At 56.2% G+C, this 25,663-nt stretch carries 27 protein-coding genes; 1 reads left to right on the forward strand and 26 read right to left on the reverse strand.

What is annotated here, in order from left to right:
- Positions 1-108: 108 nt before the first annotated feature.
- From HMPREF2836_RS06725 to rpsJ, 24 genes are all read right to left on the reverse strand, one after another.
- Positions 109-672, reverse strand: a complete 564-nt coding sequence (locus tag HMPREF2836_RS06725; RefSeq protein ID WP_070629925.1) for an adenylate kinase — start codon at positions 670-672, stop codon at positions 109-111.
- Positions 669-1,976, reverse strand: coding sequence for a preprotein translocase subunit SecY (secY, locus tag HMPREF2836_RS06730; RefSeq protein WP_005505014.1), 1,308 nt, complete (start codon positions 1,974-1,976; stop codon positions 669-671). Before secY ends, HMPREF2836_RS06725 begins: the two co-directional genes overlap by 4 nt.
- 281 nt (positions 1,977-2,257) lie before the next feature.
- Positions 2,258-2,704 carry a 50S ribosomal protein L15 gene (rplO, locus tag HMPREF2836_RS06735; protein WP_005505008.1) on the reverse strand — a complete coding sequence of 149 codons (447 nt, stop codon included), beginning with the start codon at positions 2,702-2,704 and terminating at the stop codon, positions 2,258-2,260.
- A gap of 2 nt (positions 2,705-2,706) precedes the next feature.
- Positions 2,707-2,913 carry a 50S ribosomal protein L30 gene (gene rpmD, locus HMPREF2836_RS06740; protein ID WP_004005265.1) on the reverse strand — a complete coding sequence of 69 codons (207 nt, stop codon included), beginning with the start codon at positions 2,911-2,913 and terminating at the stop codon, positions 2,707-2,709.
- Between the two features lie 2 nt (positions 2,914-2,915).
- The gene (rpsE, locus tag HMPREF2836_RS06745) at positions 2,916-3,560 is read right to left on the reverse strand and encodes a 30S ribosomal protein S5 (protein WP_171840195.1); all 645 of its coding nucleotides are present in this window, start codon (positions 3,558-3,560) and stop codon (positions 2,916-2,918) included.
- A gap of 29 nt (positions 3,561-3,589) precedes the next feature.
- Positions 3,590-3,949 (reverse strand): 50S ribosomal protein L18, encoded by a 360-nt coding sequence (gene rplR / locus HMPREF2836_RS06750; RefSeq protein ID WP_005505006.1) that lies wholly within the window; start codon positions 3,947-3,949, stop codon positions 3,590-3,592.
- Between the two features lie 2 nt (positions 3,950-3,951).
- Positions 3,952-4,488 carry a 50S ribosomal protein L6 gene (gene rplF / locus HMPREF2836_RS06755; RefSeq protein ID WP_070629926.1) on the reverse strand — a complete coding sequence of 179 codons (537 nt, stop codon included), beginning with the start codon at positions 4,486-4,488 and terminating at the stop codon, positions 3,952-3,954.
- A 27-nt stretch (positions 4,489-4,515) separates the two neighbouring features.
- Complete coding sequence (rpsH, locus tag HMPREF2836_RS06760; RefSeq protein ID WP_005505003.1) at positions 4,516-4,914, reverse strand: 30S ribosomal protein S8; 399 nt, start codon at positions 4,912-4,914, stop codon at positions 4,516-4,518.
- A 73-nt stretch (positions 4,915-4,987) separates the two neighbouring features.
- Entirely contained in the window at positions 4,988-5,548 is a 561-nt protein-coding gene (rplE, locus tag HMPREF2836_RS06765; protein WP_005505001.1) for a 50S ribosomal protein L5, read from the reverse strand.
- Positions 5,548-5,883, reverse strand: coding sequence for a 50S ribosomal protein L24 (gene rplX, locus HMPREF2836_RS06770; protein WP_005504988.1), 336 nt, complete (start codon positions 5,881-5,883; stop codon positions 5,548-5,550). The genes rplE and rplX overlap by 1 nt, the downstream gene beginning before the upstream one ends.
- A 3-nt stretch (positions 5,884-5,886) precedes the next feature.
- Positions 5,887-6,258 (reverse strand): 50S ribosomal protein L14, encoded by a 372-nt coding sequence (gene rplN / locus HMPREF2836_RS06775; RefSeq protein ID WP_005504986.1) that lies wholly within the window; start codon positions 6,256-6,258, stop codon positions 5,887-5,889.
- 664 nt (positions 6,259-6,922) lie between these two features.
- Positions 6,923-8,113, reverse strand: a complete 1,191-nt coding sequence (locus tag HMPREF2836_RS06780; RefSeq protein ID WP_070629927.1) for a YncE family protein — start codon at positions 8,111-8,113, stop codon at positions 6,923-6,925.
- A gap of 922 nt (positions 8,114-9,035) precedes the next feature.
- Positions 9,036-11,768 (reverse strand): LPXTG cell wall anchor domain-containing protein, encoded by a 2,733-nt coding sequence (locus HMPREF2836_RS06785; protein WP_070629928.1) that lies wholly within the window; start codon positions 11,766-11,768, stop codon positions 9,036-9,038.
- Positions 11,769-12,240: 472 nt separating this feature from the next.
- A complete protein-coding gene (gene rpsQ, locus HMPREF2836_RS06790; RefSeq protein WP_005508401.1) occupies positions 12,241-12,513 on the reverse strand; it encodes a 30S ribosomal protein S17 in 273 nt (90 codons plus the stop codon).
- Positions 12,510-12,749 (reverse strand): 50S ribosomal protein L29, encoded by a 240-nt coding sequence (gene rpmC, locus HMPREF2836_RS06795; protein ID WP_005504969.1) that lies wholly within the window; start codon positions 12,747-12,749, stop codon positions 12,510-12,512. Before rpmC ends, rpsQ begins: the two co-directional genes overlap by 4 nt.
- 5 nt (positions 12,750-12,754) lie before the next feature.
- Positions 12,755-13,174: a 50S ribosomal protein L16 gene (gene rplP / locus HMPREF2836_RS06800; RefSeq protein WP_005504968.1), complete on the reverse strand. Its 420-nt coding sequence runs from the start codon at positions 13,172-13,174 to the stop codon at positions 12,755-12,757.
- Complete coding sequence (gene rpsC / locus HMPREF2836_RS06805; protein ID WP_005504966.1) at positions 13,175-13,972, reverse strand: 30S ribosomal protein S3; 798 nt, start codon at positions 13,970-13,972, stop codon at positions 13,175-13,177.
- On the reverse strand, positions 13,973-14,338 hold the full coding sequence (gene rplV, locus HMPREF2836_RS06810; protein WP_005504964.1) for a 50S ribosomal protein L22: 366 nt from the start codon (positions 14,336-14,338) through the stop codon (positions 13,973-13,975). It abuts the gene before it with no gap.
- A gap of 60 nt (positions 14,339-14,398) precedes the next feature.
- Entirely contained in the window at positions 14,399-14,680 is a 282-nt protein-coding gene (rpsS, locus tag HMPREF2836_RS06815) for a 30S ribosomal protein S19 (protein WP_004005282.1), read from the reverse strand.
- 12 nt (positions 14,681-14,692) lie between these two features.
- On the reverse strand, positions 14,693-15,529 hold the full coding sequence (rplB, locus tag HMPREF2836_RS06820; protein ID WP_005504961.1) for a 50S ribosomal protein L2: 837 nt from the start codon (positions 15,527-15,529) through the stop codon (positions 14,693-14,695).
- Between the two features lie 40 nt (positions 15,530-15,569).
- On the reverse strand, positions 15,570-15,872 hold the full coding sequence (gene rplW / locus HMPREF2836_RS06825; RefSeq protein WP_005504959.1) for a 50S ribosomal protein L23: 303 nt from the start codon (positions 15,870-15,872) through the stop codon (positions 15,570-15,572).
- A complete protein-coding gene (rplD, locus tag HMPREF2836_RS06830) occupies positions 15,872-16,489 on the reverse strand; it encodes a 50S ribosomal protein L4 (RefSeq protein ID WP_005504957.1) in 618 nt (205 codons plus the stop codon). Before rplD ends, rplW begins: the two co-directional genes overlap by 1 nt.
- Positions 16,490-16,495: 6 nt before the next feature.
- A complete protein-coding gene (gene rplC / locus HMPREF2836_RS06835) occupies positions 16,496-17,152 on the reverse strand; it encodes a 50S ribosomal protein L3 (RefSeq protein ID WP_005504955.1) in 657 nt (218 codons plus the stop codon).
- 13 nt (positions 17,153-17,165) lie between these two features.
- On the reverse strand, positions 17,166-17,474 hold the full coding sequence (gene rpsJ, locus HMPREF2836_RS06840) for a 30S ribosomal protein S10 (protein ID WP_004005287.1): 309 nt from the start codon (positions 17,472-17,474) through the stop codon (positions 17,166-17,168).
- Between the two features lie 486 nt (positions 17,475-17,960).
- Here rpsJ and HMPREF2836_RS06845 point away from each other — a divergent pair, with 486 nt between their 5' ends.
- Positions 17,961-21,380, forward strand: coding sequence for a Fe2+/Zn2+ uptake regulation protein (locus HMPREF2836_RS06845; protein WP_070629929.1), 3,420 nt, complete (start codon positions 17,961-17,963; stop codon positions 21,378-21,380).
- Between the two features lie 716 nt (positions 21,381-22,096).
- Here the strand turns inward: HMPREF2836_RS06845 and tuf are convergent.
- Positions 22,097-23,287, reverse strand: coding sequence for an elongation factor Tu (gene tuf / locus HMPREF2836_RS06850; protein ID WP_005508397.1), 1,191 nt, complete (start codon positions 23,285-23,287; stop codon positions 22,097-22,099).
- 200 nt (positions 23,288-23,487) lie between these two features.
- The gene (fusA, locus tag HMPREF2836_RS06855; protein ID WP_005508395.1) at positions 23,488-25,602 is read right to left on the reverse strand and encodes an elongation factor G; all 2,115 of its coding nucleotides are present in this window, start codon (positions 25,600-25,602) and stop codon (positions 23,488-23,490) included.
- Positions 25,603-25,663 lie beyond the last annotated feature (61 nt).

Here is a 25,663-nt window from a genome sequence, read left to right on the forward strand (position 1 = left end):
GGTATGTGGGGCGGTATGCCCAAGCTTAGAACTCTACAGACAGCACTGTACCCCCGCAAGTCTTTGTGATGCATCATGCATCCCAAATTGCGGGGGTACAGCAGAAGATTACTTCAGAGCGTCGAGGATGCGCTCGGTGACTTCAGCAATCTCGCCGAGGCCGTTAACTTCCTTGACGATGCCGCGTTCGCGGTAGATTGCAATCAGCGGTGCGGTCTCTTCTTCGTAGACCTTTAGGCGGTGACGGATGACCTCTTCGTTGTCATCGGTGCGACCCTGCTCTGCTGCGCGGTTGAGCAGACGCTCGACGAGTTCGTCGTTGTCTGCAACCAGCAGGAGAACGCGGTCAATCTTCTCGCCCTTGGCGTCGAGGATGGAATCCAGCTCGTGCACCTGGGAGGTGTTGCGGGGGTAGCCGTCGAGCAGGAAGCCGTTGACGACGTCGCCCTCCTCCAGGCGTGCGCGCACCATGTTGTTGGTGACGGAGTCGGGAACCAGGTTGCCGGAGTCGATGTACGACTTCGCTTCCTTGCCCAGCTCGGTCTCTTCCTTGATGTTCTTGCGGAAGATATCACCGGTGGAAATCGCGGGAATCTTCAGTGCTTCAGCGATCTTGACGGCCTGGGTGCCCTTACCTGCACCGGGAGGGCCGACGATGAGCAGACGGTTCATCGGAGCAGTCCTTCGTAGTTTCGTTGTTGGAGCTGAGCGTTGATCTGCTTGAGAGTATCAAGACCAACACCCACCACGATCAGCAGCGAGGCGCCGCCGAACGGGAAATTCTGGTTTGCGTTGAATAGGATAAGCGCTACCAGGGGAATCATGGAAATTACACCCAGGTAAAGTGCGCCAGGCAACGTAATTCGGTTGAGTACGTAGCTGAGGTAACGCTCGGTGGGCTTACCGGCACGGATACCGGGGATGAAGCCACCGTACTTCTTCATATTGTCCGCTACTTCTACCGGGTCGAAGGTGACCGCCACGTAGAAGTACGCGAAGCCAATAATCATGAAGAAGTAGAGAGCAATGTACAGCGGGTGATCGCCGCGCACCAGGTATGCGTTAATCCAGTTAACCCAGTCCGGCGGAGTGGAGCCGTCGGTGGGGGTGTTGAACTGGGCGATCAGACCGGGCAGGGTCAGCAGGGAGGAGGCGAAGATCAGGGGGATCACGCCTGCCATGTTGACCTTCAACGGAATGTAGGTACTGGTGCCACCAATGGTGCGTCGACCAATCATGCGCTTTGCGTACTGCACGGGGATACGGCGAACAGACTGCTCCACGTAGACCACAGCGAGCATGACCAGCAGGCCGATGCCGCAGACAGCTGCGAAGATACCCCAACCGTGGGTGCGCTGGATGGAACCCAGAGCGCTCGGGAAGGAAGAAGCGATGGAGGTGAAGATCAGCAGGGACATGCCATTGCCGACGCCACGCTCGGTAATCTGCTCACCCATCCACATGATGACGGTGGTACCCGCACACAGGGTGACGATAATCAGCAGGATGTGCAGTACGTCGTCCTGGGGGATGATGCCGGGGCAGTTGCCCAGCAGAACGCCGGAGCGCGCCATCGAGACGATGGTGGTTGCGTTCAGCAGAGCAAGAGCGATGGTCAGGTAGCGGGTGTACTGGGTGAGCTTTGCCTGACCCTGCGCGCCTTCATCGTGCAACTCCTGGAATCGCGGGATGACCACGCGCAGCAGCTGGATGATAATGGACGCGGTAATGTACGGCATCACGCCGAGGGCAAAGATCGAAAGCTGCAGCAGTGCGCCACCACTGAAGAGGTTGACGATATCGTAGACGCCACCGCTCGTAACATTGGCGTTCAGACACTGCTGTACATTTCCGTAGGAAACGCCTGGCGCGGGGATGAAAGTGCCCACGCGGTACAGCACAATCATTGCCAGGGTAAACAGCAGCTTACGCCGCAAATCGGCGGTCTTAACGACTCGCCCGAATGCGCTCAGCACATGTCCTCCTGTAAGTCTATGGGGCGCCCATCCCTCTCAAGGAGTTTTAGGGCGCAGTAAACACATCTTCCAGTCTATCGTGTTTGGAGCGGGTAACGATAACTCCCTAGCAGATTATGTAGCTTTTATATTCTCTTAGCGTGATTTTTGAACACTAAATGTGGCGTGCACCAAGCGTTCAAATATACGAATACAGGAATATACCCTTGTTATGAATCTTTCCGAGCAGCAAAAAGCCCCCGCCGTATAGTGTACGGACGGGGGCTTTCTCGTCTTGAAGACTACTTAACGGTTACAGAACCGCCAGCGGCCTCGATCTTCTCGATAGCGGAAGCCGATGCCTTGTCGACAACAACGTTCACCTTGACGGAGATTTCGCCGTTGCCCAGAACCTTCACGAGCTCGTTCTTACGAACGGCACCCTTAGCAACCAGTGCCTCGACGGTGACGTCGCCACCGTTGGGGAACAGTTCCTGGATGCGGTCCAGGTTAACAACCTGGTACTCGGTGCGGAAGGGGTTCTTGAAGCCGCGCAGCTTCGGCAGGCGCATGTGCAGCGGCAGCTGGCCGCCTTCGAAGCCTGCACGAACCTGGTAACGTGCCTTGGTACCCTTGGTACCGCGACCTGCAGTCTTACCCTTGGAGCCTTCACCGCGGCCAACGCGGGTCTTTGCCTTGTGGGCACCCGGTGCCGGGCGCAGATCGTGAATCTTGATAGCTTCTGCCATCTTTACTTGACCTCCTCAACCTTCACCAGGTGAGCAACGGTGTTAACCATGCCAACGGTGACGGGGTCAGCAGTGCGGACTACCTTGTTGCCGGGGCGCTTGAGGCCCAGGGAACGCAGGGTGTCGCGCATGTTCTGCTTCTGACCAACATAGGACTTGACCTGGGTGATTTCCAGCTTTGCGTCGCTGGGCTGAATACGCTTGGCCATTACTACGCACCTGCCTTTTCAGACTTGGTGTTGCGCAGGTAGCTGGGGATAACCTCATCGGTGGGCAGGCCGCGGCGGGCTGCCACTGCCAGGGGCTCCTCAAGCTCCTTGAGTGCTGCAACAGTTGCGTGAACGATGTTGATCTGGTTCGAGGAACCGAGCGACTTGGACAGCACATCGTGAATGCCTGCGCACTCGAGTACTGCACGCACGGGGCCACCTGCGATAACACCGGTACCAGCGGTTGCCGGACGGAGCATCACAACGCCTGCAGCTGCTTCACCCTGCACGCGGTGCGGGATGGTGCGGCCTTCGATGCGGGGAACGCGGAAGAAATTCTTCTTTGCTTCCTCGACACCCTTGGAGATTGCTGCGGGAACTTCCTTAGCCTTACCGTAGCCAACGCCGACCAGGCCGTTACCGTCACCAACGACGACCAGTGCGGTGAAGCTGAAGCGACGACCACCCTTGACGACCTTGGAAACGCGGTTGATGGTCACAACGCGCTCGATGTACTTGTCCTTCTCCTCCTCGCGAGCGCGGTTGTTACGGCGCTCACCACGGCCACGACGCTCGCCGCGGTTGTTGCGGCGCTCCTCGCGCTGGTTGGAGGTCTCAGCGGTTTCAGCTACTACTGCTTCGCTCACCTGAGTTTCCTTTACGTTCTGCTCGCTCATTAGAGTGCAAGACCTCCCTCGCGTGCACCGTCAGCAACGGCTGCAACACGGCCGTGGTACTTGTTACCACCGCGGTCGAACACGACTGCCTCAACACCAGCTGCCTTGGCGCGCTCTGCAACGAGCTCACCAACGCGCTTTGCCTTAGCGGTCTTGTCCAGGTCAGCTGCACGCAGCTCTGCTTCCATGGTGGAAGCGGATGCCAGGGTTACGCCCTTGACATCGTCGATAACCTGAACGAACATGTGACGGGTCGAACGGGTGACGCACAGGCGCGGACGCGCAGCGGTACCCGAAACGTACTTGCGGATGCGAGCGTGACGACGTGCACGCTGCGCTGCCTTCGACTTGATAGCCATGTTTACTTACCAGCCTTTCCGACCTTGCGGCGGATGTGCTCACCTGCGTAGCGAACACCCTTACCCTTGTAGGGATCGGGCTTACGCAGACCACGAATGTTTGCTGCAACCTGACCAACGAGCTGCTTGTCGATACCCGACACGGTCAGCTTGTTAGCACCCTCCACTGCGAAGGTAATACCCTCGGGAGCGGTGATGTTGATCGGGTGGGAGTAGCCCAGAGCGAACTCCAGGTCGTTACCCTTCGGGGTCACACGGTAACCGGTACCAACGATTTCCAGCTTCTTCTCGTAGCCGGAGGTAACGCCGATAATCAGGTTCTGAATCAGGGTACGAGTCAGACCGTGCAGCGAGCGAGACAGGCGCTCGTCGTTCGGACGAGATACAACGATCTCGTTTTCGTTCAGAGCCACGGTGATGGGGGAAGCTACCTTGTGGGAGAGCTCGCCCTTCGCGCCCTTAACGGTGACCAGGTTGCCATCGACCTTAACCTCAACGCCGGCGGGAACCGAGATGGGGAGACGTCCAATACGTGACATTATTCTCTTCCTTTCTCTTCTAACCGACTACCAGATGTAAGCGATGACTTCGCCGCCCACGCCCTTCTTCGCTGCCTGCTTGTCAGTGAGCAGACCCGAAGAGGTAGACAGGATTGCGATGCCGAGGCCGCCCAGAACCTGGGGCAGGTTGGTGGACTTTGCGTAGGTACGCAGGCCCGGCTTGGAAATACGACGCACGCCAGCGATGGAACGCTCGCGGGACGGACCGTACTTGAGGACGAGGGTCAGGGTCTTGCCGACCTTTGCATCCTCAACCTTCACGTCGGCGATGTAGCCCTCAGCCTTCAGGATCTCTGCAATGCGAGCCTTCAGCTTGGAGTAGGGCATGGATACGGTGTCGTGGTATGCGGAGTTTGCGTTACGCAAACGGGTCAGCATATCTGCGACCGGATCAGTCATAGTCATTGTGGGCTTTAGCCCTTCCTCGTTGTGGTTTCCCTACCCCGCGGTAACGGGGTCTGGACCTACAACGTAGTCGTTAGTTGGTCTTGAACGGGAAGCCCAGTGCCTTCAGGATTGCACGGCCTTCTTCGTCGGTCTTCGCGGAGGTCACCACGGTGATGTCCATACCACGCACGCGGTCGATCGAGTCCTGATCGATTTCGTGGAACATGGACTGCTCGGTCAGACCGAAGGTGTAGTTACCATTACCGTCGAACTGGCGGTCCGAGAGGCCGCGGAAGTCGCGGATTCGGGGCAGTGCCAGGGTGACGAGGCGGTCCAGGAATTCCCACATGCGGTCGCCACGCAGGGTGACGTGTGCACCAATGGGCATACCTTCGCGCAGCTTGAACTGTGCGATGGACTTCTTAGCGCGGGTAACAATCGGCTTCTGACCGGTGATTGCGGTGAGATCGCGGATTGCGCCGTCCATGAGCTTTGCGTCGCGAGCTGCCTCGCCGACACCCATGTTTACGACGACCTTAACGATCTTCGGGGTCTGCATGACGTTCTCGTACTTGAACTCTTCCTGCAGAGCGGGAACGACGACCTCAGCGTACTTGGTCTTGAAGCGGGGGGTGATCTTGGTTTCGGTCATTAGATGTCCTTACCCGAACGCTTAGCAACGCGCACGCGAACGGTGCGCTCCTTGCCATCACGCTCTACAGTCTCGAGGCGGAAACCAACACGGGTCGGCTTCTTGGTCTCGGGGTCAACAATCGCAACGTTAGAAACGTGGATCGGTGCCTCAACCTTCTGAATGCCGCCTGCTGCGCCGGTCAGGGGGTTAGCCTTGGTGTGCTTGGTGACGACCTTAACGCCCTCAACAATCACGCGGTTTTCCTTGGGGAGAACCTTCAGAACCTTGCCCTGCTTGCCCTTATCTGCACCGGAAATAACCTGAACCAGGTCGCCGGACTTGATCTTAGCCATGAATTAGAGCACCTCCGGAGCCAGCGAAACGATCTTCATGAACTTCTTGTCGCGAAGTTCACGACCCACGGGGCCGAAGATACGGGTACCACGGGGATCACCATCAGTGTTCTTCAGGATCACTGCGGAGTTCTCGTCGAACTTGATGTAGGAGCCGTCGGGACGACGGGTTTCCTTCTTGGTGCGGACGACGACTGCCTTGACAACGTCACCCTTCTTTACGGTACCGCCGGGGATTGCATCCTTGACGGTTGCGACAATGATGTCGCCAATGCCTGCGTAGCGACGCGAGGAACCACCGAGAACACGGATGGTCAGGATTTCCTTCGCACCAGTGTTGTCGGCGACCTTCAGTCGCGACTCCTGCTGAATCATATTTCTCCTGTCGTCTCGCCGGTTCCGACTCGCTTTAGGCGCGAGCCAGCCTTGCGGAACATTTTTACGGGATTGGTTGACGCCCCGGGCCCCATCTCTGTGGAAGGGGTTAGCGGAAACGCCTGGGGCAAACCCATGCCAGAAGCATTTGGACCCGCGTGAAGCGGGCGTATCCACCCGTAAGTAGCGGCATTATGCACTGGCACGAGAAGCCCGTGGTTGTGCGGCTATTTGGATACAGCCACACAGTCTTAACACTGTACAGGAAGCAGGTATCTAGCGCAAGGGCTTGTTAACTATGATTTCGGTCTCCACTACCCTATTCACCAAGATAATGCATGTATCGGAGACCAAAAACCTCATACCCCACATCAATACCGAGCGAGAAGGCGGCTTATTTGACACTTAAAGCAGGAGGCCCCTTCGTGTAGTTCCTGACGCATAAGAAACTGAAGGGGCCTCGAGAAATCTACCAAACAATGTGTCAAACAAGGATGGTAGATATTTATATTTTACTACGTTTTAATATGCCCCCACGACAGACTTGCCGCGGCCTAGCGATAGGATTACCCCAGTCCTACTCCCCCACCCCACTAGTGCACACACAGGGGGTAGAGAGCGACAGTGACTATTTTGGGTATACCAACTGCTCTTCACTCTGCAGCTATGACATATATACTTTCGCGATACCATCACGAACGATAGCGCGAGGAGTTTCTCCGGGGCGAGACTCTTCCGCCGCCTCATAGTATTCACCGGAGTGCGCATCCAGCACGTAGGAAACCTCAGCTGCAGGGTAATCCCCCGCCTTGTCGATAGCAATGACGCTCCCGTCCTTCAGCAGGACCTGGTGATTAATACGGGTTGGGGCTACCTGCAGAGTCTCAACAATGGTTCGATTGAGCGTGTTAACGACGGTAACAGTTCCGCCGCCAGCAGCGGCTGGGTCTCCCTTGCCCCCAAAATCGGCAACATAGAGCAGCTGGCGTTCTGCATCGAGCAAGATATCGGTGGGCATTTTGCCGAATGGAAGATAAGCGAGGTGTTCGCCCTCAAAACTCAGAACATATAGACCGCCGTTTTTACCCTCGCGCCCCTGTGCAGAGACATACAGTTCGCCGCGCGTTGAATCAATCTCCACACCGTGAACACCGATTGGAGCATTGGCGTCTTCCCCGCCAGTTACGGGTAGCCTACGTACGAGCCCCCAGGTGTTCATGTCCACAACCCAGATTTCATCTCGCATAATATTCGGGATGTACAGGCGGCTACGAGCTTCATCAGCTACGGGTCCTAGTAGCATAGCGGGACCGTCCCCTTGAAGAGAGCTAACCGCGCGTTCTCCTTCTGCGTTAGGTGCAGCGATTACCTGGTAACCACCCATTCCGGTCACGAGTACGGAACCGCTGGGTGCAACGTATAGCTCACGCGGAATTAGCATCTCCACTCCTAGAGCGAGAGAATCCCATACGAGCGCTAGGTCTTTTTGGGAGTATGCGGATACCGAGTTTGTGCGGGTTCCTCCGGTCCAGAGAAGCTCCCGCTCGTTGTCTGCTGCTAGACCGTAGGCAGCCTGGATTTGGAAGAGGTTCTCTAACCCGGGGTTATTTTCCGGGATAGCAGGCAGAACAGCCGTCTTCTCAATCTGCAGGGTATCTGCGTTTATGCGTGCGATTGTTGCGCAGAGAGTACCGTGGGTCTTCGTGTGATTAAAGCTTCCGCTTACGAAAAGAACGTTCTCTTCGGGGTTGTATGCCACTTGATACTGCCCAGCGAGCCCCGCAGAACGATCCACAGAAAAATGGTTGGCGCCCAGGGTGCTCTTCTGTTCTTCTCCTGAAGCTGAGGGAACCATAGATATCTCCAGAGTTGTGTAGGTTGGAGGCTAGCTCACCTCATATTTTGCGGGCTTAGCATCCGGAGCTTTCTGTTATATATCTTACGATTCACCCTCCACTTTGAGGCTTTTCTGGCGTAGTCCATGCGCTGCGCCGTTCGTGGCCAAGATACCCCATATCGGCAATACTCATTGCTCTCCCCCGGGATCTGAGTGAGGTGGATTTACTCAACGAAAACTTTGCAGTCTGCATATAATCAGCACAAAAGACATCTATCTAGAGATATTGACAGATTATAGAGTTTATATGCTTATCCTGAGGCGTCTAGAGCCATGGATTTCGTAATATTTCGTCACCTCTGAACCCTTCTCAAAGCAGCGTTCCGAAAAAATCTGCTTAAAAATTTAGAAATTAAGGGTTGTTTTTTCAAAAATCAAGTTTTTTGGTAATAAACACGCTTCAAGGTGCGAAAATCAGCGAGATGTACCATAATAGAAGAGACGCATGCGTCAAATAAGAGGTTCGGTCCTTATCGGACAGATTTCTTGGGTCCCTTTTTCCTCGCTAATCCGTTTGTCTAGGGACCGAACCTCGCTTTGACACTAAACCCGCACTTCGGTGCGGGTTTTCTTTATATCTGAGGCGCTAGAACCCTACATTTCATTCTTTGGGGCTGTTAAATCGTCAAATATGGGCGAGCAAGTGCAGATAGGGTGCCCCCGCTACTACTTCTGCCCCTGGTCTAGGCCTTCCGCCTATATAACAGGCATATATGCAAACTGAAAGGGGCGGTACCCATCGCTTCGATGGGTACCGCCCCTTTCAATGTGTATCGGCAGTTTCAGAAAGTCAATCGGGTTCTTGAATATCTAGTAGATCCCGCTCTGCCTCTTTAGCTACTACCGAGCGGTAGTATCGTGGGCTGCCGTGGGGTACGGACTATGCCTTGCGGCGACGTGCTACCAGCACGGTTGCGCCAACGACCAGGGCAAGAACGCCAATTCCGGCTGCAATGACGACGCCCGAAGCACCGGTGTTAGCCAGTGAAGACTTCGAGGAGTTCGAAGAGGTAGAGCCGTTGCTGGAAGAGGTGACGTTCTGCGACGAAGATCCGGAGGTCTTCGGAGCAGCGTTGTCCTTCTTCTGGGTCTCGGAGTTCAAAGAATCCACGGGAGCCTTGGACTGATCCTTAGCGTTTTCCTTTACCTGTTCCTTGGAGTCTGCCGGTGCGGAAGGCGCCTCAGAGGGGTTAGTTACAGGTGCGTTAGCCGACTCGGATGCCTTCGGTTCCGAAACCTTCGGCGCAGGTGCCTGGTTTTCAACGCTGAAGGTGTATTCTGCAGCCACACCACCGCGCACGTTATCGTTCTCGGTCAGGGAACCGGAGAGCAGGTAGATAGCAACGCTATCGCCGGTCTTCAGTTCTTCAGTCAGGTTAGAGTTTGCCACGGTGGGGCGGTCGATGGTTGCGGTGAAGTTACCGTTTTCGTCCGCCTTGATGTATGCCCAGATGCCTGCGCTATTGCCTTCAACGCCTTCGAGCTTGGGCTCTTCCTTCGCGGAAATAGCGCCCTTGTTCAGCTTGACCGCGATAACGGAGCCCTTACCGTCCAGAGTCTTGAAGCCTTCACCGCGGAAGGTCAGCTTCTGGCCGTCCCAAGTCTTGGGGAAGTAGACCTTAGCGCCGTCCTTGTACTCGTGCACAACCTCATTGGAATTTGCGCTTTCGGAGGGTGCCGGGGTGCTCGGCTCGGGCTTAGCAGACTCGCTCGGAGCCGGAGTAGTCGGCTCAGGCTTAGCAGACTCACTCGGAGCCGGAGTGGGCTCGTTGCCACCAGGCAGGCTCAGCTTAGTACCGGCGGGGTAAGTGGTAGTCACGCCAGAGGGAGCAGCAGCGACCTGGGTAGTTTCTGCCGGTGCGCAGGTCGCAGCGGTGTCTGCCTTCTTCTCTGCAACAGTTGCGGAGAGCGCTTCACCACCACGTGCGGTATCGCCTTCAACCATGGAGCCGGAGAGCAGGAAGACAGATACCTTATCGCCGCTCTTCAGGTTTTCCTTCAGGTTGGAGTTTTCAGTGGTCGGGTACGGCAGCTCAGCGGTGAAGTTACCATTCTCATCTGCCTGGATGTACGCCCAGACGCCGGCGCTGTTGCCCTCAGCACCGTTGAGCTTCGGCTCTTCCTTCGCGGAGATGCGGCCCTTGTTCAGCTTGACTGCGAGTACGGAGCCCTTTGAACCGTCCTGAGTCTTGAAACCTTCACCGCGCAGCTTCAGGGTTTCACCGGTGGTCCAGTCCTTCACGGCGTAGAGCTTAGCGCCGTCGGCGTAGGTCTTCACCAGTTCTTCAGAAGAAGTCTGTGCAGCAGGCTTCGCGGTGGTTTCAACGGTGGTGTTGATCTTCACCATGACGCCGGGAGTAATCGGGGAGTCTGCGTTGTCCTTGCCCTTGGGCTCGGTGCTAGAGGTGCGGTATTCGCCGGTGGTCTTATCGATGGTGTAGTCGGTTTCGATAGCGGAAGCACCTTCGATGCTGCGTGCTACAGCGTATACACTGCCGTCTGCAGTGACCAAAACATCATTTGCGCCGCTGGTCGCACCGGTAGACACCTGAGAAACAACGGTGCCGGTTCGTGCATCAACAACACCGACATTGCCGGTGCCGTAATCGGTCACGTACAGCAGGTCACGTGCTTCATCGGAGGTGATCGCAAGAGCCTGAGAGCCGAAAGGAATGGTCTTCTTGTAAGCGCCGGTTTCCAGATTGTAAACGGTAATACCGGAGTTAGTGCCCTTACGGTCACCCTGGGAGCTGACGTAGATTTCCTTCAGAGACTTGTCGATAGTGACGTCAGAGGCGTTCAGGTCGGCTCCAGCATTGTCCTTGTGCAGCTGAATGGTCTTCTCAACCTCGTAGCTCTTGGTGTCGATTACCTTCACGGTGCCGGCGCTCAAGGAGGGTACGTAGAGCTTGCCATCAGCGGAGTCCACGTGCATGTTCATTGCGATGTCAGATTCGCCCTTGGCGTCGGTGAATTCAATCTTCTTGACCAGGGCGTGCCGAGTGGTGTCGAAGACACTAATGCCGCCGGAGCCAGATACAAAGACCTTGCCGCTGGAGGGGTCGATGCGTACCTCACGAGGGTGGTTGACGTCGCCTTCTGCGCTACTCCAAATAATCTTGTTGGTCGCGGGATCGAAGACAGATACCTTGTTGACGCGGGTCTGGGTCACCCATACGTATCCGGTTGCTTCATCGTAAGCGATACCGTAGGGAGATTCGATCTGCTTACCGGTCGGTGCGGTAGCACCACGTGCGGTGAAGTCGGTGGTCGGGAACTGGTAGACAGTGGCAAGGCTCGGGGTGGATGCAACGTTCCAGGTGCCGACGCCACCGGTCAGTACCGGCGGGCGGCCGGAAGAGAAGGAGGTGTAGAGGGAGGAGGTTGCTGCCGAGTATGCTAGCTGGTACTGGCCGGGCAGGCCCTGGTACTGGGTAGCGCTCACTGCAATGTGGCGGCATTCCTCAGTGGAGTTCTGGGAGTTCCCGCCGGGAACGGATGCGGAGACGTTTGCCGCAAAGGTAGCGGGAACGGCTGCGAAAGAGCCTGCAACAACGGAAAGTGCGCCAGCAATGGCGAGCAGCTTACGTGAGGGCTTGGGTGAAGAAGTCATGATGATCCTCAATGATGTGTAGTGGTACTTCTCCAAAGGTCGTGCAACCTCCGGAAGGTGCAAAGCCACCCGACTGATTATTAGGCAAGGTTATGCTAAGCAACTATAAAGTTGATAATAAGTCCCTAATCAGGTTGTTTTCAAGTGCTGCTCATCGGATTCCGCAGTCCCCAGGCGCCTTACTCACGTATTACTTTTCATTTTTCGCCCTAATTCCGCCTCCACATGCGCTTTCTTCTCTAGTAGCATCTACTCGTGGATTGCGCCATCAACGCGAGAGAAAAAATATTGTTTTCTCGTATGACATATCAAGACATTTATGACAGATATTGTCTTAGCGTCTGTTATTAGCCCATGTCATAGGGCGCCCGCCCTAGTTTTCCCTAACAAAGGTTAAACGCAAAGAGCCCCTCTCCTACCGAAGTAGGAGAGGGGTTCTTTTACTGCTCTAGCAGAGAGTCGTGAAAAGGGCTTACTTAGCCTTCTCGATGATCTCCACGATACGCCAGCGCTTGGAAGCGGACAGCGGACGGGTCTCTGCAATCAGAACGAGGTCACCGATGCCAGCAGCGTTCTGCTCATCGTGTGCCTTGATCTTGGAGCTACGGCGAACGACCTTGCCGTACAGTGCGTGCTTCACGTGGTCCTCGACCTCGACGACAACGGTCTTGTCCATCTTGTCGGAGACAACGTAGCCGCGGCGGGTCTTGCGGTAGCCGCGCTCTTCGTTCTTTACTTCACTCACTTGGACTCACCTTCAGTTGCGGGACGAATACCGAGCTCGCGCTCACGCAGCACGGTGTAGATACGTGCGATGTCGCGCTTGATAGTGCGGCGACGACCTGCGTTAGCCTGACCGGTGACTTCCTGGAAGCGGATGTTGAAGAGTTCCTTCTTCGCTTCGCTCAGCTTTGCAGCCAGCTCTTCGTTGGAGAGCTCTGCGAGCTTATCGATGCTCAGGTCCTTGGATCCTACTGCCATCTCGCTTATTCACCACCTTCGCGGCGACGCACAACACGTGCCTTCATCGGGAGCTTGTGGATTGCCAGGCGCATTGCCTCGCGAGCCACTTCTTCGGACACACCGGAGAGTTCAAACATGACTCGACCCGGCTTGACATTTGCGACCCACCACTCGGGCGAACCCTTACCGGAACCCATACGGGTTTCAGCGGGCTTCTTGGTCAGCGGACGGTCGGGATAAATGTTGATCCAGACCTTACCGCCACGCTTGATGTGACGGGTCATTGCGATACGTGCAGCCTCAATCTGGCGGTTGGTCACGTATGCGGGCGACAGGGCCTGAATGCCCCACTCACCGAAGCTAACCTCGGTGCCGCCCTTTGCGAGACCACTACGCTTGGGGTGGTGCTGCTTGCGGTACTTTACTCGACGGGGAATAAGCATTTATGCCTCACCGTTCTCTGCAGTCTTGGCCTCGACCTTTGCCGAAGCGTTCTCGTTGCGGCGCTCGCGACGAGGACCACGGTTGCCCTGGCGGCGGCGGTCACCATCGCGGCGGTTGCCACGGCGGTTGTTTGCTGCCTGCTGAGCTGCCAGCTCCTTGTCGGTCAGGTCGCCCTTGTAGATCCAGACCTTCACGCCGATGCGACCGAAGGTGGTCTTAGCCTCGAAGAAGCCGTAGTCGATGTTCGCACGCAGGGTGTGCAGGGGCACACGGCCTTCGCGGTAGAACTCGGAACGGGACATTTCAGCGCCACCCAGACGGCCGGAGCACTGGATACGGATACCCTTTGCACCTGCACGCTGTGCGGACTGGATTGCCTTCTTCATTGCACGGCGGAATGCAACACGCGATGCGAGCTGCTCTGCGATGCTCTGTGCAACCAGCTGAGCGGAGAGGTCGGGGTTAGCAACCTCGAGGATGTTCAGCTGAATCTGCTTGTTGGTGAGCTTCTCGAGCTCGCCGCGGATGCGGTCTGCTTCTGCGCCACGGCGGCCAATCACGATACCGGGACGAGCGGTGTGAATGTCCACACGCACGCGGTCACGGGTACGCTCGATCTCGACCTTTGCAACGCCTGCGCGATCCAGGTTCTTAGCCAGCAGCTCGCGGATCTTTACGTCCTCGCGGACGAAGTCAGCGTAACGCTCGCCGGGCTTGTTGGAATCAGCGAACCACTTGGAGACGTGGTCAGTGGTGATGCCCAGTCGGAAACCGTTCGGGTGAATTTTCTGACCCATTTAGCGGTCCTCCTCCTTCTCCGGGGTAGCAACTACCACGGTGATGTGGCTGGTGCGCTTGTTGATTCGGTATGCGCGACCCTGAGCGCGGGGCTGAATGCGCTTCATGGTCGGGCCCTCGTTCACGAATGCTTCGCTGATGAACAGCTCTTCCTCGCGGAAGGGCAGACCCTGCTGGGTTGCCTTCTGACGAGCGTTAGCTACTGCCGAAGCAACGATCTTGTATACCGGCTCCGAAGCTGCCTGGGGGGCGAACTTCAGAATCGCCAGAGCCTCTTCCGCCTGCTTACCACGGATCAGGTTGACGACACGGCGGGCCTTCATAGGCGTAACGCGAACGAAACGCGCTGATGCCTTGGCTTCCATTGCCTATCTCTCTTTCGTCTATTGCCGAAAGGGAAACGTTAGCTTATCGGTGTGAACCGATTAGCGACGCTTGCCCTTACGGTCGTCCTTCACGTGGCTGCGGAAAGTGCGGGTCGGAGCAAACTCACCGAGCTTGTGACCAACCATCGACTCGGTGATGAACACCGGCACGTGCTTGCGACCGTCGTACACTGCGATGGTGTGACCGAGCATGTCGGGGATAATCATCGAGCGACGCGACCAAGTCTTGATTACGTTCTTGGTGCCCTTCTCGTTCTGAGCTGCAACCTTCAGGTAGAGGTGCTGATCAACGAAAGGGCCCTTCTTCAAACTACGAGGCATGTTTCAGGCTCCTTAGCGCTTCTTGCCAGTACGACGGCGACGAACGATGAGCTTGTCGCTTTCCTTGTTGGGACGGCGGGTACGACCCTCGGGCTTACCGTTGGGGTTAACCGGGTGACGACCACCGGAGGTCTTACCTTCACCACCACCGTGCGGGTGGTCAACCGGGTTCATGACCACACCACGGACGGTCGGGCGGATGCCCTTCCAGCGGTTACGGCCTGCCTTACCCCAGTTGATGTTGGACTGCTCAGCGTTGCCAACTTCACCAACGGTTGCGCGGCAGCGAACATCCACGTTGCGGATTTCTCCGGAGGGCAGACGGAGCTGACCGTACTTACCTTCCTTAGCAACCAGCTGTACAGAAGCACCTGCGGAACGAGCCAGCTTTGCGCCGCCACCGGGGCGGAGCTCGACACAGTGAATCACGGTACCAACGGGGATGTTGCGCAGGGGCAGGTTGTTACCGGGCTTGATGTCAGCTGCGGGGCCGGACTCGACGATGTCGCCCTGAGCGAGCTTGTTCGGAGCGATGATGTAGCGCTTGGAACCATCGAAGTAGTGCAGCAGCGCGATGCGAGCGGTACGGTTGGGATCGTACTCGATGTGTGCAACGCGTGCGTTAACGCCGTCCTTGTCGTGACGACGGAAGTCGATCAGACGGTACTGGCGCTTGTGGCCGCCACCCTTGTGACGGGTGGTGATGCGGCCGGTGTTGTTACGGCCGCCGGTCTTGTGAAGCGGACGAAGCAGGGACTTTTCCGGGGTGGAGCGGGTGATCTCGGAGAAATCAGCAACGCTCGAACCGCGGCGACCCGGGGTCGTCGGCTTGTACTTACGAATACCCATTTAGATATTTCTTCCTTCGTTAAAGTGGTCTCCGCGGGGCTTATGCCTGCGGACCGCCGAAGATGTCGATGGTGCCTTCCTTGAGGGTCACAATCGCACGCTTGGTGTTCTTGCGAGCGCCCCAACCGAAACGGGTGCGCTTGCGCTTGCCCTGACGGTTGATGGTGTTGACGGAAGCAACCTTGACGTCAAAGATCTTCTCGATGGCCTGCTTGATTTCCAGCTTGTTGGAATCGGTAGCAACCTCGAAGGTGTACTTACCTTCGTCGAGCTGACCGTAGCTCTTCTCGGAAACGACGGGAGCGATGATCACGTCGTATACAGACTTGGTGGAAACGCTCATTACTTAGCGCCCTCCTTCTTCTGAGCTGCAGCAACGAATGCGTCGAATGCTGCCTTGGTGAAGACCACGTCGTCAGAAACCAGCACATCGTAGGTGTTGAGCTGATCTGCGTACAGAACGTGGACGTTCTCCAGGTTACGTGCGGACAGAGCCACAACGTCCTCTGCACGAGCAATCACAAGAAGGATGTTCTTGCGCTCGGTGATAGCTGCGAATGCAGCCTTTGCAGCCTTGGTCGAGGGGGTTTCACCGGAGATGAAGTTCTCGACAACGTGGACGCGGTCGTGACGAGCGCGGTCGGAGAGAGCACCGCGCAGTGCAGCGGCGATCATCTTCTTGGGGGTGCGCTGTGCGTAGTTACGCGGGGTCGGACCGTGAACAACGCCACCGCCGGTCATGTGCGGTGCACGGATGGAGCCCTGACGTGCGTTACCGGTACCCTTCTGCTTGAAGGGCTTACGGCCTGCACCGGAAACCTCGCCGCGGTTCTTGGTCTTGTGGGTGCCCTGGCGTGCAGCAGCGAGCTGTGCAACGACAACCTGGTGCAGCAGGGGCACGGATGCCTGCGCGTCGAAAATCTCTGCGGGCAGGTCTACCTTAAGGGTCTTAACAGCCATGATGTATTAGGCTCCCTTCACAGCGGTACGAACCAGAACAACGCCGCCCTTGGGACCGGGGATTGCGCCCTTGATCAGCAGGACATTGTTCTCTGCGTCCACACCCTGGATAGTCAGGTTCAAGGTAGTGTGACGTGCTGCGCCCATACGGCCAGCCATGCGCATACCCTTGAACACGCGTGCGGGGTAGGATGCGCCACCGATGGAACCGGGCTTACGGTGGTTCTTGTGCTGACCGTGAGACGCGCCAACACCCTTGAAGCCGTGACGCTTCATAACACCTGCGAAGCCCTTACCCTTGGTCTTACCAACGACGTCGACCTTCTGGCCTGCTTCGAAGAGCTCAACGGTCAGTTCCTGACCGAGGGAATACTCAGAAGCATCTGCGGTACGCAGCTCGACGATGTGGCGACGGGGGGTAACACCGGCCTTCTCGAAGTGACCAGCCAGGGGCTTGGTAACCTTGCGAGAGTCGATTGCACCGAAACCGATCTGAACAGCTTCGTAGCCGTCAGTTTCCTGGTTACGGATCTGGGTAACAACGTTAGAATCAGCCTTGACGACGGTGACGGGCACGAACTTGCCGTCCTCGTCCCAGACCTGGGTCATGCCGAGCTTGGTGCCCAGCAGGCCCTTCACCTGGCGCTCGAATTTGTTAGTCATTAGATGCGATCCTCTACAGCTTGATCTCGATGTTTACGTCTGCCGGCAGGTCGAGACGCATGAGGGCATCAACAGCCTTGGGGGTCGGATCAACAACGTCGATCAGACGCTTGTGCGTACGCATCTCGAAGTGCTCGCGGCTGTCCTTGTACTTGTGGGGAGAACGGATAACACAGTAAACGTTCTTCTCGGTCGGCAGCGGCACGGGGCCAACTACAGTTGCGCCTGCGCCCTTTACCGTTTCGACGATTTTCCGTGCCGAAGAATCGATGACCTCGTGGTCATAGGACTTCAGACGGATGCGGATTTTCTGTCCCGCCATCTGTCGGACTCTCTTTCTTGATGTATTCCCTGTATCGGAGCTTTTGCCCCTTTGTTATAGCGCTTAAGGAACGCGATATATTCATCACGTGCGCCACTCAGAACGGACTGAATCCGGCTTTGCCGGGTTCCTCACCCCGCCTGAGTACCGACCCCCGAACTCGGGCGTGTCGCCTATTTTCTAGACAAACTCGTCCCGTCATCCTTCGGACCGGGTCATACGTGGGCCTACCTTTAGTGCAGGTAGACGCTTTGACAACGTCGTCAATTCTCTCAGAGATAGAGCGCTTACGCAATACAAACACGAGTTAAGTGCTTAAGAACACTTAACTGTCTCTGTCAATTTGAGGCACTTCCCTGAATGCAACTCTCAGGGAGCTTTCAATCTACTTTCAGTAAGTTCCATGCGCTTTATTGCTCGTAATAAAGCTTTTAGGTCTAAAGACTCTCGTATCGTAGAAGTATCACTACAGCCTAAGGAGAAACCATGTCTCAGCCGACACAACCTCATCAGGCATCCTCTAGCTCTCACTCTTCATCTCAGAGCCCTCAGTATGTCCAGCCGCAAGGTCTCGGTCTGTACGTTCCCCCGTCCCTGTCGGGTCCGTATCCTCAGCCTCCTGCGCAGCGCCGCCGGGTCAATGAGGACATCTTCCTCAATATTGTTCTGTACATCGGTTCGCTCCTGCTCATCGGTGCTGCGGGTCTTTTTGTCACCTCTGTGACGTCTTCTCAGGATGAAACGGCTATCTTCCGTGTCCTCGCAATGGCGCTTGGAGCAGTCGTCTTCTACGGAGCCGGTCTGCTCACCTACCGTTTCGTAGAGCGCCTGCGTATTGCCTCCTACTCTTTTGCAGCAACCGGTCTTGCGTTTATTCCTCTGACCGGCGTTGCTATCTATGTCCTCAAGATTTGGACTGAAGGACGCTACATCTGGCTTCTCACGTCTCTGGTTGGCACTGCAGCCATTGTTGGAGCCTGTGCCCTCATGCGTAACCGTGTGATGGCGTACCTGCTGATTTCGTTCATTGTTTCGGACTCGTTGGCGGCTACAAAGGTAGCGGCTCTGCCTTTCGTTTGGTATTTTGTTTCACTGACTGCAGTTGCCACCGTTCTGGGTTTGGTTCTGCATTTTGCCCCGAATGCTGCTCCGAAGGGCATCCGCGAAGGTCTTGTTGATTCTTCCCGCATTTTTGTTCCGGCTACTGCCATCGCTATTTTCTTCTTCACCAACGATTTGAGCTATACGGATGCGGGTATTGCGTTTGCAGTCATGTCTGTGCATGCCATTCTTTTCACGTGGCTGAACGGTACGGCAGATTACTATGCCCAGGCACGTATCTACCCGATTGCGTCTGTTCTCTCCTTCATCATGGACTCGGATCACGGCCCGTGGTTCCCCAGCATTTTCTTCGTCTCGGTCCTGGTTGTTAACCTGATTTCTGCTTACGTATTTATTCCTCGTCTGCAGAAGACTATTGCTGGTTCTGCTCCTGCTACTGATGAACAGCCCGAGCAGGTTCAAAGCACCCCGGCTATCCCCTGGGCGAAGGAAGCTCCTCACCATCCCGCTCACAAGATGGAGTGGTTGCCGGCAATTGACGCATGCGTCGGCGTGTTCTTCTCTTTCTTCGCTCTCATTGATGCCTTCTTCACTGCTCATGCTGCCGATAGCCCTGTATACGCAACGCGCTGGAGCGCTTTCCTTCCTTATGCAGAAGGTAATCAAGGTATCTTCCCTGCCCCCTGGGTTATTGGTGTCCTCTGCATTGTGAGTTTCTTGCTGTACCGCAAGGCAATCCAGCCTCTGCTACTCATGAGTTTTGTAGCGCTCATTCCAGTTGTTGGCATGTACGCGTCCCCCGGCAATCAGGGTACTTTCTACCTCTTCTTTACCGCGGCAGTAGTCATCTATCTGGTCAGTGCTAAGGCCCCTGAGGCACGTACCGCTGGAGCGGTACTGAGCAACATCGGTTATGCCATTGGTATGATTCAACTCTTCCTCGCTCTCATTCCTGAGATGCAGACTTCTGAGTCGCTTTTGATGTTTGCGTTGGTCTGCGCCGTTATTGCGCTACTGACTTTTGTCCTCTCTCAGGGCGTTGCAGCGCAGAACGCAAGCTACCGTCTTGTAGAGATGTCGGTTTACCTCTTCTTGGGCGTTTTTGCTCTCTTCGTCGGGTACGTAGCTAACCATGCTGATGGCGGAGCGCATGGCCGATTCTGGATTGGTTTCCCTCTCTTCTCGGGTGCCGTCCTCTTCTTGAGCGTGCTGGGCGCTCTTATTCTGGCTCGCGCGTTGCGACTTTCGGACGTTGGGTCCTTCCGCTCCACGCTTGTCATGTTTGTCCGTATCGCGTTCTACTCGACTCTGCTTATCGCGACGATTGGCTCGCGACACTACCTGCTGTACGACTTGCAGAAGGAGTACATCGCTGTAGCACTGCCGTCGCTCCTGACCGTCGTCTACGGTGCGCTTGGTTTCTTTATGCCGGCTGGCTCTTCGATTCGTTCGGAACTACTCACCGTTGCACGATTCCCCATCTGCTGGTCTGTCATTCTGCTCGCTATCAGCGGCAATATGAAGGAATCGCTTGTAGACTTCCTCGTACTTGCCCTGCTGGCGGTTCAGGCGCTGTGCAGCGTGCTACTCTACGCGTACTCCAAGCGAAACTACGAGGCATACGCAGCAGCGACTTTCTTTACTCTTGGTTCTATCCTGAGCGTAGGCCGTTTCATTGGCGACTTTGATAATCTTCTGTTCGCAGTAGCAACTCCGATGATCTTCATCGCCGTATGGGTACTTGCACTCATCTTCAGGATCCCCCGCATGCAGATTGGTGCCTCCATCAGTATCACGACTTTCTGCATTGGTTCTCTATGGAATCTCTTCAACACGAGGGAAAGCACAATGATGATGACTCTTCTGGGCTACTACGCTCTGATTGCCGTCGTTATCCTGTTCGTTCTGAAGGTCACGCTCCCGGTTGAGGTCTTCGGTGTGAACGCAAACGTTCGTCCTCGCATTGCTGTCCCGGTCGGTAATACGATGGTTGATTTGCCGATGCACGGCCCGCTGGGTGCCCCCTACGCGCGTTTCATGTCTCGCCGCCCCCTGAGCCAGAGCATCTATGCACCGGTCAATACGCTGCTGATGATTCCCGCTCTGGCGGTGCTGGGATTCTACACTTTCGTTGGGCTGGCTTTTGAGCCCAAGCAGGTAGAACTCAACGCACTTCTCTGGGGTCTGGGCGCTCTGTCTTTCGTGTCTGTCACCAAGGCGAAGAACCTGCCGACCGTCTGCACTACGGCGTTCAGCCTCTTCATCGCCCGTCTGGTCATTGATTACTCGAAGTCCAATCCCCTGAGCGTCATTCTTGAGGTTGCTCTCCTGATTCTGCTGGCTGTTGTAGCTGCCAAGGTTCTCAAGAACTTCATCGCAAAGAGGCCTGTAGACGAGCAGGTATCGGATTCTCCTCTGTACTGGGCTTTGGGTCTGCAGGTATTTCTCACCCTGGTAACGTGGGCAGTTCCCGCTGATGGTCCGGATATTGTGGTGCTGGTACTCGGCATCGCTCTGACTCTCCTGAGCGCTTTGCTGCTCGACCGAGTCTGGACCTATATTGCAACCGCCTTGGTCACCCTCGATTTGGCAATTTTGCTCAATGGTCTGAACCCGCTGACCCTGCTGATTATCTCTATCTTGCTTATTGCCGGCGTTATCTGGCGTCTGCTGGTGCGACAGAACAAGCAGGATGCAGTAGCTCCGCACCAGGATTCTGAGCAGCTTGGGGATTTCTCACAGCCTCAAAATCAGCAGGGTATGTACCCCCAGGGTAATGTCCAGATGCAGCTGCCTCCGGTTCCTCAGCAGGGATACCAGCCTCGTGACGGGGAGAATATCTAACCTGTTGCAGGTATAGGTTCTTTTCCTGCGGCATTCTGTAGTAGGATTACCTATGTCCCTTACGAGGGGCAGTCATTCGAATCGCGGTTCCCAGCCTTCGGGCTGGGAACCGTTTTTCTTTACTCTCAAACAGCCAGCTTTAGTTTTTCTCCACACCAAGAAATCAGCTCTAGTTCTTCGCTTCTCAGATTCCCCCACCCTACCCGCTCAGTTTGTGCTCTGCAAGAGCGAGCGCTTGTACGGTGCCTGATTCACATATATTGGGGGCTAGCGTTCCTCTACGCGGAGAGGGCCCGTGGAGCTTCGCAATACGAGGGAAATGAGAAGATTCGCTGCGGGGCTTGTAACTATAGACTCGGCGTCGGAGCGCAGGGCCACAGGAAGCATTTAATAAGCTCCTCAGAAGAAATATCAGCTATACAGCACAGGTTGCTCTCGCAACCCTTAATTTTGGCGTTTTCTACCGTGGGTTTCGGCTTTATTCTCCGGCTCCTCTCTAAGGCTCTCAGAGGCTCTCAGAAGCCGCTATAACGCCCCATGACCGCTGTTGTGTATCGGTTCCGTTGCAGACAAGCAGACAGAGCTTCAGCTCCCCACTTCTTCAAAAGAGCATAACAAAAGGACCCCCGCAGATGCGGGGGTCCTTGAGTATCGCTACCTGATGGAGAGTTTTCTCTCCGGCAGATCTTTAGCGAATTGTCGTAAATTTACGGCAATTACTTGATGATCTTGGTAACGCGACCCGAACCAACGGTGCGGCCACCCTCACGGATAGCGAAGCCGAGGCCCTCTTCCATTGCGATGGGCTGGATCAGGGTAACGGTCATCTCGGTGTTGTCACCGGGCATAACCATCTCGGTGCCCTCGGGGAGGGTGATAACGCCGGTCACGTCAGTGGTACGGAAGTAGAACTGAGGACGGTAGTTGGAGTAGAAGGGGTTGTGACGGCCACCCTCATCCTTGGAGAGGATGTAGACGTTTGCCTCGAACTCGGTGTGGGGGGTGATGGAGCCCGGCTCCACGACAACCTGACCACGCTCAACATCGTCACGCTTCAGACCACGCAACAGCAGACCACAGTTCTCGCCTGCCCATGCTTCGTCGAGCTGCTTGTGGAACATCTCGATACCGGTAACGGTGGTCTTCTGAATCGGGCGGATACCGACGATCTCGACCTCGGAGTTGATCTTCAGGGTACCGCGCTCTGCACGACCGGTAACAACGGTGCCACGACCGGTGATGGTGAAGACGTCCTCGATGGGCATGAGGAAGGGCTTGTCCTTCTCACGCACGGGGTCCGGAATGTAGGTGTCGACTGCGTCCATGAGCTCCTCGACCTTAGCAACCCACTCGGGGTCGCCTTCGAGAGCCTTCAGTGCGGAAACGCGAACAACGGGAGCGTTGTCGCCGTCGAACTCCTGCGAGGAGAGGAGGTCACGGACCTCCATCTCGACGAGGTCGAGGAGCTCTTCGTCGTCAACCATGTCTGCCTTGTTCAGTGCAACCAGCAGGGTGGGGACGCCAACCTGGCGAGCGAGCAGAACGTGCTCGCGGGTCTGTGCCATGGGGCCGTCGGTAGCTGCAACCACGAGGATTGCGCCGTCCATCTGAGCCGCACCGGTAATCATGTTCTTGACGTAGTCAGCGTGGCCGGGAGCGTCAACGTGTGCGTAGTGGCGCTTCTCGGTCTGGTACTCGATGTGAGCAATGTTAATGGTAATACCGCGCTGGCGCTCCTCGGGAGCGGAGTCGATCATACCGAAGTCGCGCTTCTCGTTCAGGTCCGGGTACTTGTCAGCCAGAACCTTGGAGATTGCTGCGGTCAGGGTGGTCTTACCGTGGTCAACGTGACCAATGGTACCGACGTTAACGTGAGGCTTGGAGCGCTCGAACTTAGCCTTAGCCAAGAGTGTTCCTCCTAGAACGATTGAAAACATGCACGCGGATCTTCGCTCCGGCGCATCCCGTTATAAAACGGTCTAGCGTCTACAATAGCGGATTACGCCGCAGAGATGAAACTGTTCATGCTCTCAATAATGGATTTAATTGAAAATTTTGACGTGGGCCACAGGTTTTTGACCCGTGGCCCACGGGCAAGACGCGGAAATTACTCGCCGCGGCTCTTCTGGATGATCTCGTCAGCGACGTTCTTGGGAACCTCGCCGTAGCTATCGAATGCCATCGAGAACACTGCACGACCCTGGGTCTTACCACGCAGGTCGCCAATGTAACCGAACATTTCGGTCAGGGGCACAATAGCCTTGATGATCTTAACGCCGGATGCGTCCTCCATGGAACGAACCTGGCCACGGCGGGAGTTCAGGTCGCCGATAACGTCGCCCATGTACTCCTCGGGGGTACGAACCTCAACGTCCATCAGCGGCTCGAGCAGGACCGGGTTAGCGCGCTTAGCGCCTTCCTTGAAGACCATCGAACCAGCAATCTTGAACGCCATTTCGGAGGAGTCGACGTCGTGGTAAGCACCGTCGATCAGGGTTGCCTTCACGCCCACCATCGGGTAGCCAGCGAGGACACCGAACTTCATAGCGTCCTGGATACCAGCGTCGACCGAGGGGATGTACTCGCGAGGAACGCGGCCACCGGTGACCTTGTCCTCGAACAGGTACAGCTCTTCGCCATCCAGGGGCAGGGGCTCGAAGGAGACCTGCACCTTTGCGAACTGACCGGAACCACCGGTCTGCTTCTTGTGGGTGTAGTCGACCTTCTCGACGGCCTTCTTGATGGTCTCGCGGTAAGCAACCTGAGGCTTACCAACGTTAGCCTCAACCTTGAACTCGCGCTTCATACGGTCAACGATGATGTCCAGGTGCAGCTCACCCATACCACCAATTTCGGTCTGACCGGTTTCTTCGTTCAGCGAAACGGTGAAGGTGGGGTCCTCAGCGGAAAGCTTCTGGATAGCGGTGGACATCTTCTCCTGGTCACCCTTGGTCTTGGGCTCGATAGCCACGAAAATCACGGGATCGGGGAAGGTCATCGACTCGAGAACAATCGGGTGTGCGGGGTCGCACAGGGTGTCACCAGTGGTGGTGTCCTTCAGACCAATCGCAGCGTAAATGTGACCTGCGGTAATCTCCTCAACCGGGTTCTCCTTGTTGGAGTGCATCTGGAAGAGCTTACCGATGCGCTCCTTCTTACCCTTGGTGGAGTTCAGAACCTGCTGGCCCTGAGCTGCAACACCGGAGTAAACACGGGTGTAGGTCAGCTGACCGTAGAACGGGTGAGCTGCAACCTTGAACGCCAGTGCGGCGAAGGGCTCGTCTGCGGATGCCTTACGGGTCAGCTTCTCTTCCTCGTTGGAGGGGTTGGAACCGACAACGTCCGGAACGTCCAGCGGGGAGGGCAGGTACTCAATCACAGCGTCCAGCATGGGCTGAACACCGCGGTTCTTGAATGCAGAACCGCAGAGAACGGGGAATGCCTCGCCGGAGATAACAAGCTGACGGATACCCGACTTAATCTCGGGGATGGTCAGCTCGCCCTCTTCGAGGTACTTCTCCATGAGCTCTTCGCTGGACTCAGCAACAGCCTCAACCAGCTCAGCGCGGTACTGCTCAGCCTTCTCAACCAGGTCAGCAGGAATGTCCTGAACCTCGTAAGAAGCACCCATGCTCACGTCACCCTTGGCGTCGCCGGGCCAGACGTATGCCTTCATTTCGAGCAGGTCAACAACACCGAGGAAGTCGCTCTCAGCGCCGATGGGGAGCTGAACAACCAGCGGACGTGCGCCCAGGCGGTCGATGATGGTCTGAACGGTGAAGTAGAAGTCAGCACCCATCTTGTCCATCTTGTTGACGAAGCAGATACGGGGGACATCGTACTTGTCAGCCTGGCGCCAAACGGTCTCAGACTGGGGCTCAACACCTTCCTTGCCGTCGAACACAGCAACTGCGCCGTCGAGGACGCGCAGGGAGCGCTCAACCTCAACGGTGAAGTCGACGTGACCGGGGGTGTCGATAATGTTGATCTGGTTGTCCTTCCAGAAGCAGGTGGTTGCTGCGGAGGTAATGGTAATACCTCGCTCCTGCTCCTGAGCCATCCAGTCCATGGTGGAAGCGCCGTCGTGAGTCTCACCAATCTTGTGGTTAATACCGGTGTAGAACAGAATGCGCTCAGTGGTGGTGGTCTTACCGGCGTCGATGTGCGCCATAATACCGATGTTGCGGACCTTGTTAAGGTCGGTGAACACGTCAAGTGCCACGTTATTCTCCCTAAATGAGATACTCCGAAAGCCTGCCGACTCGAATCGACTCGGCAGGCTC

Origin of the sequence: Rothia sp. HMSC065C12, assembly GCF_001812085.1 — a bacterium.
GTDB lineage: Bacteria > Actinomycetota > Actinomycetes > Actinomycetales > Micrococcaceae > Rothia > Rothia mucilaginosa.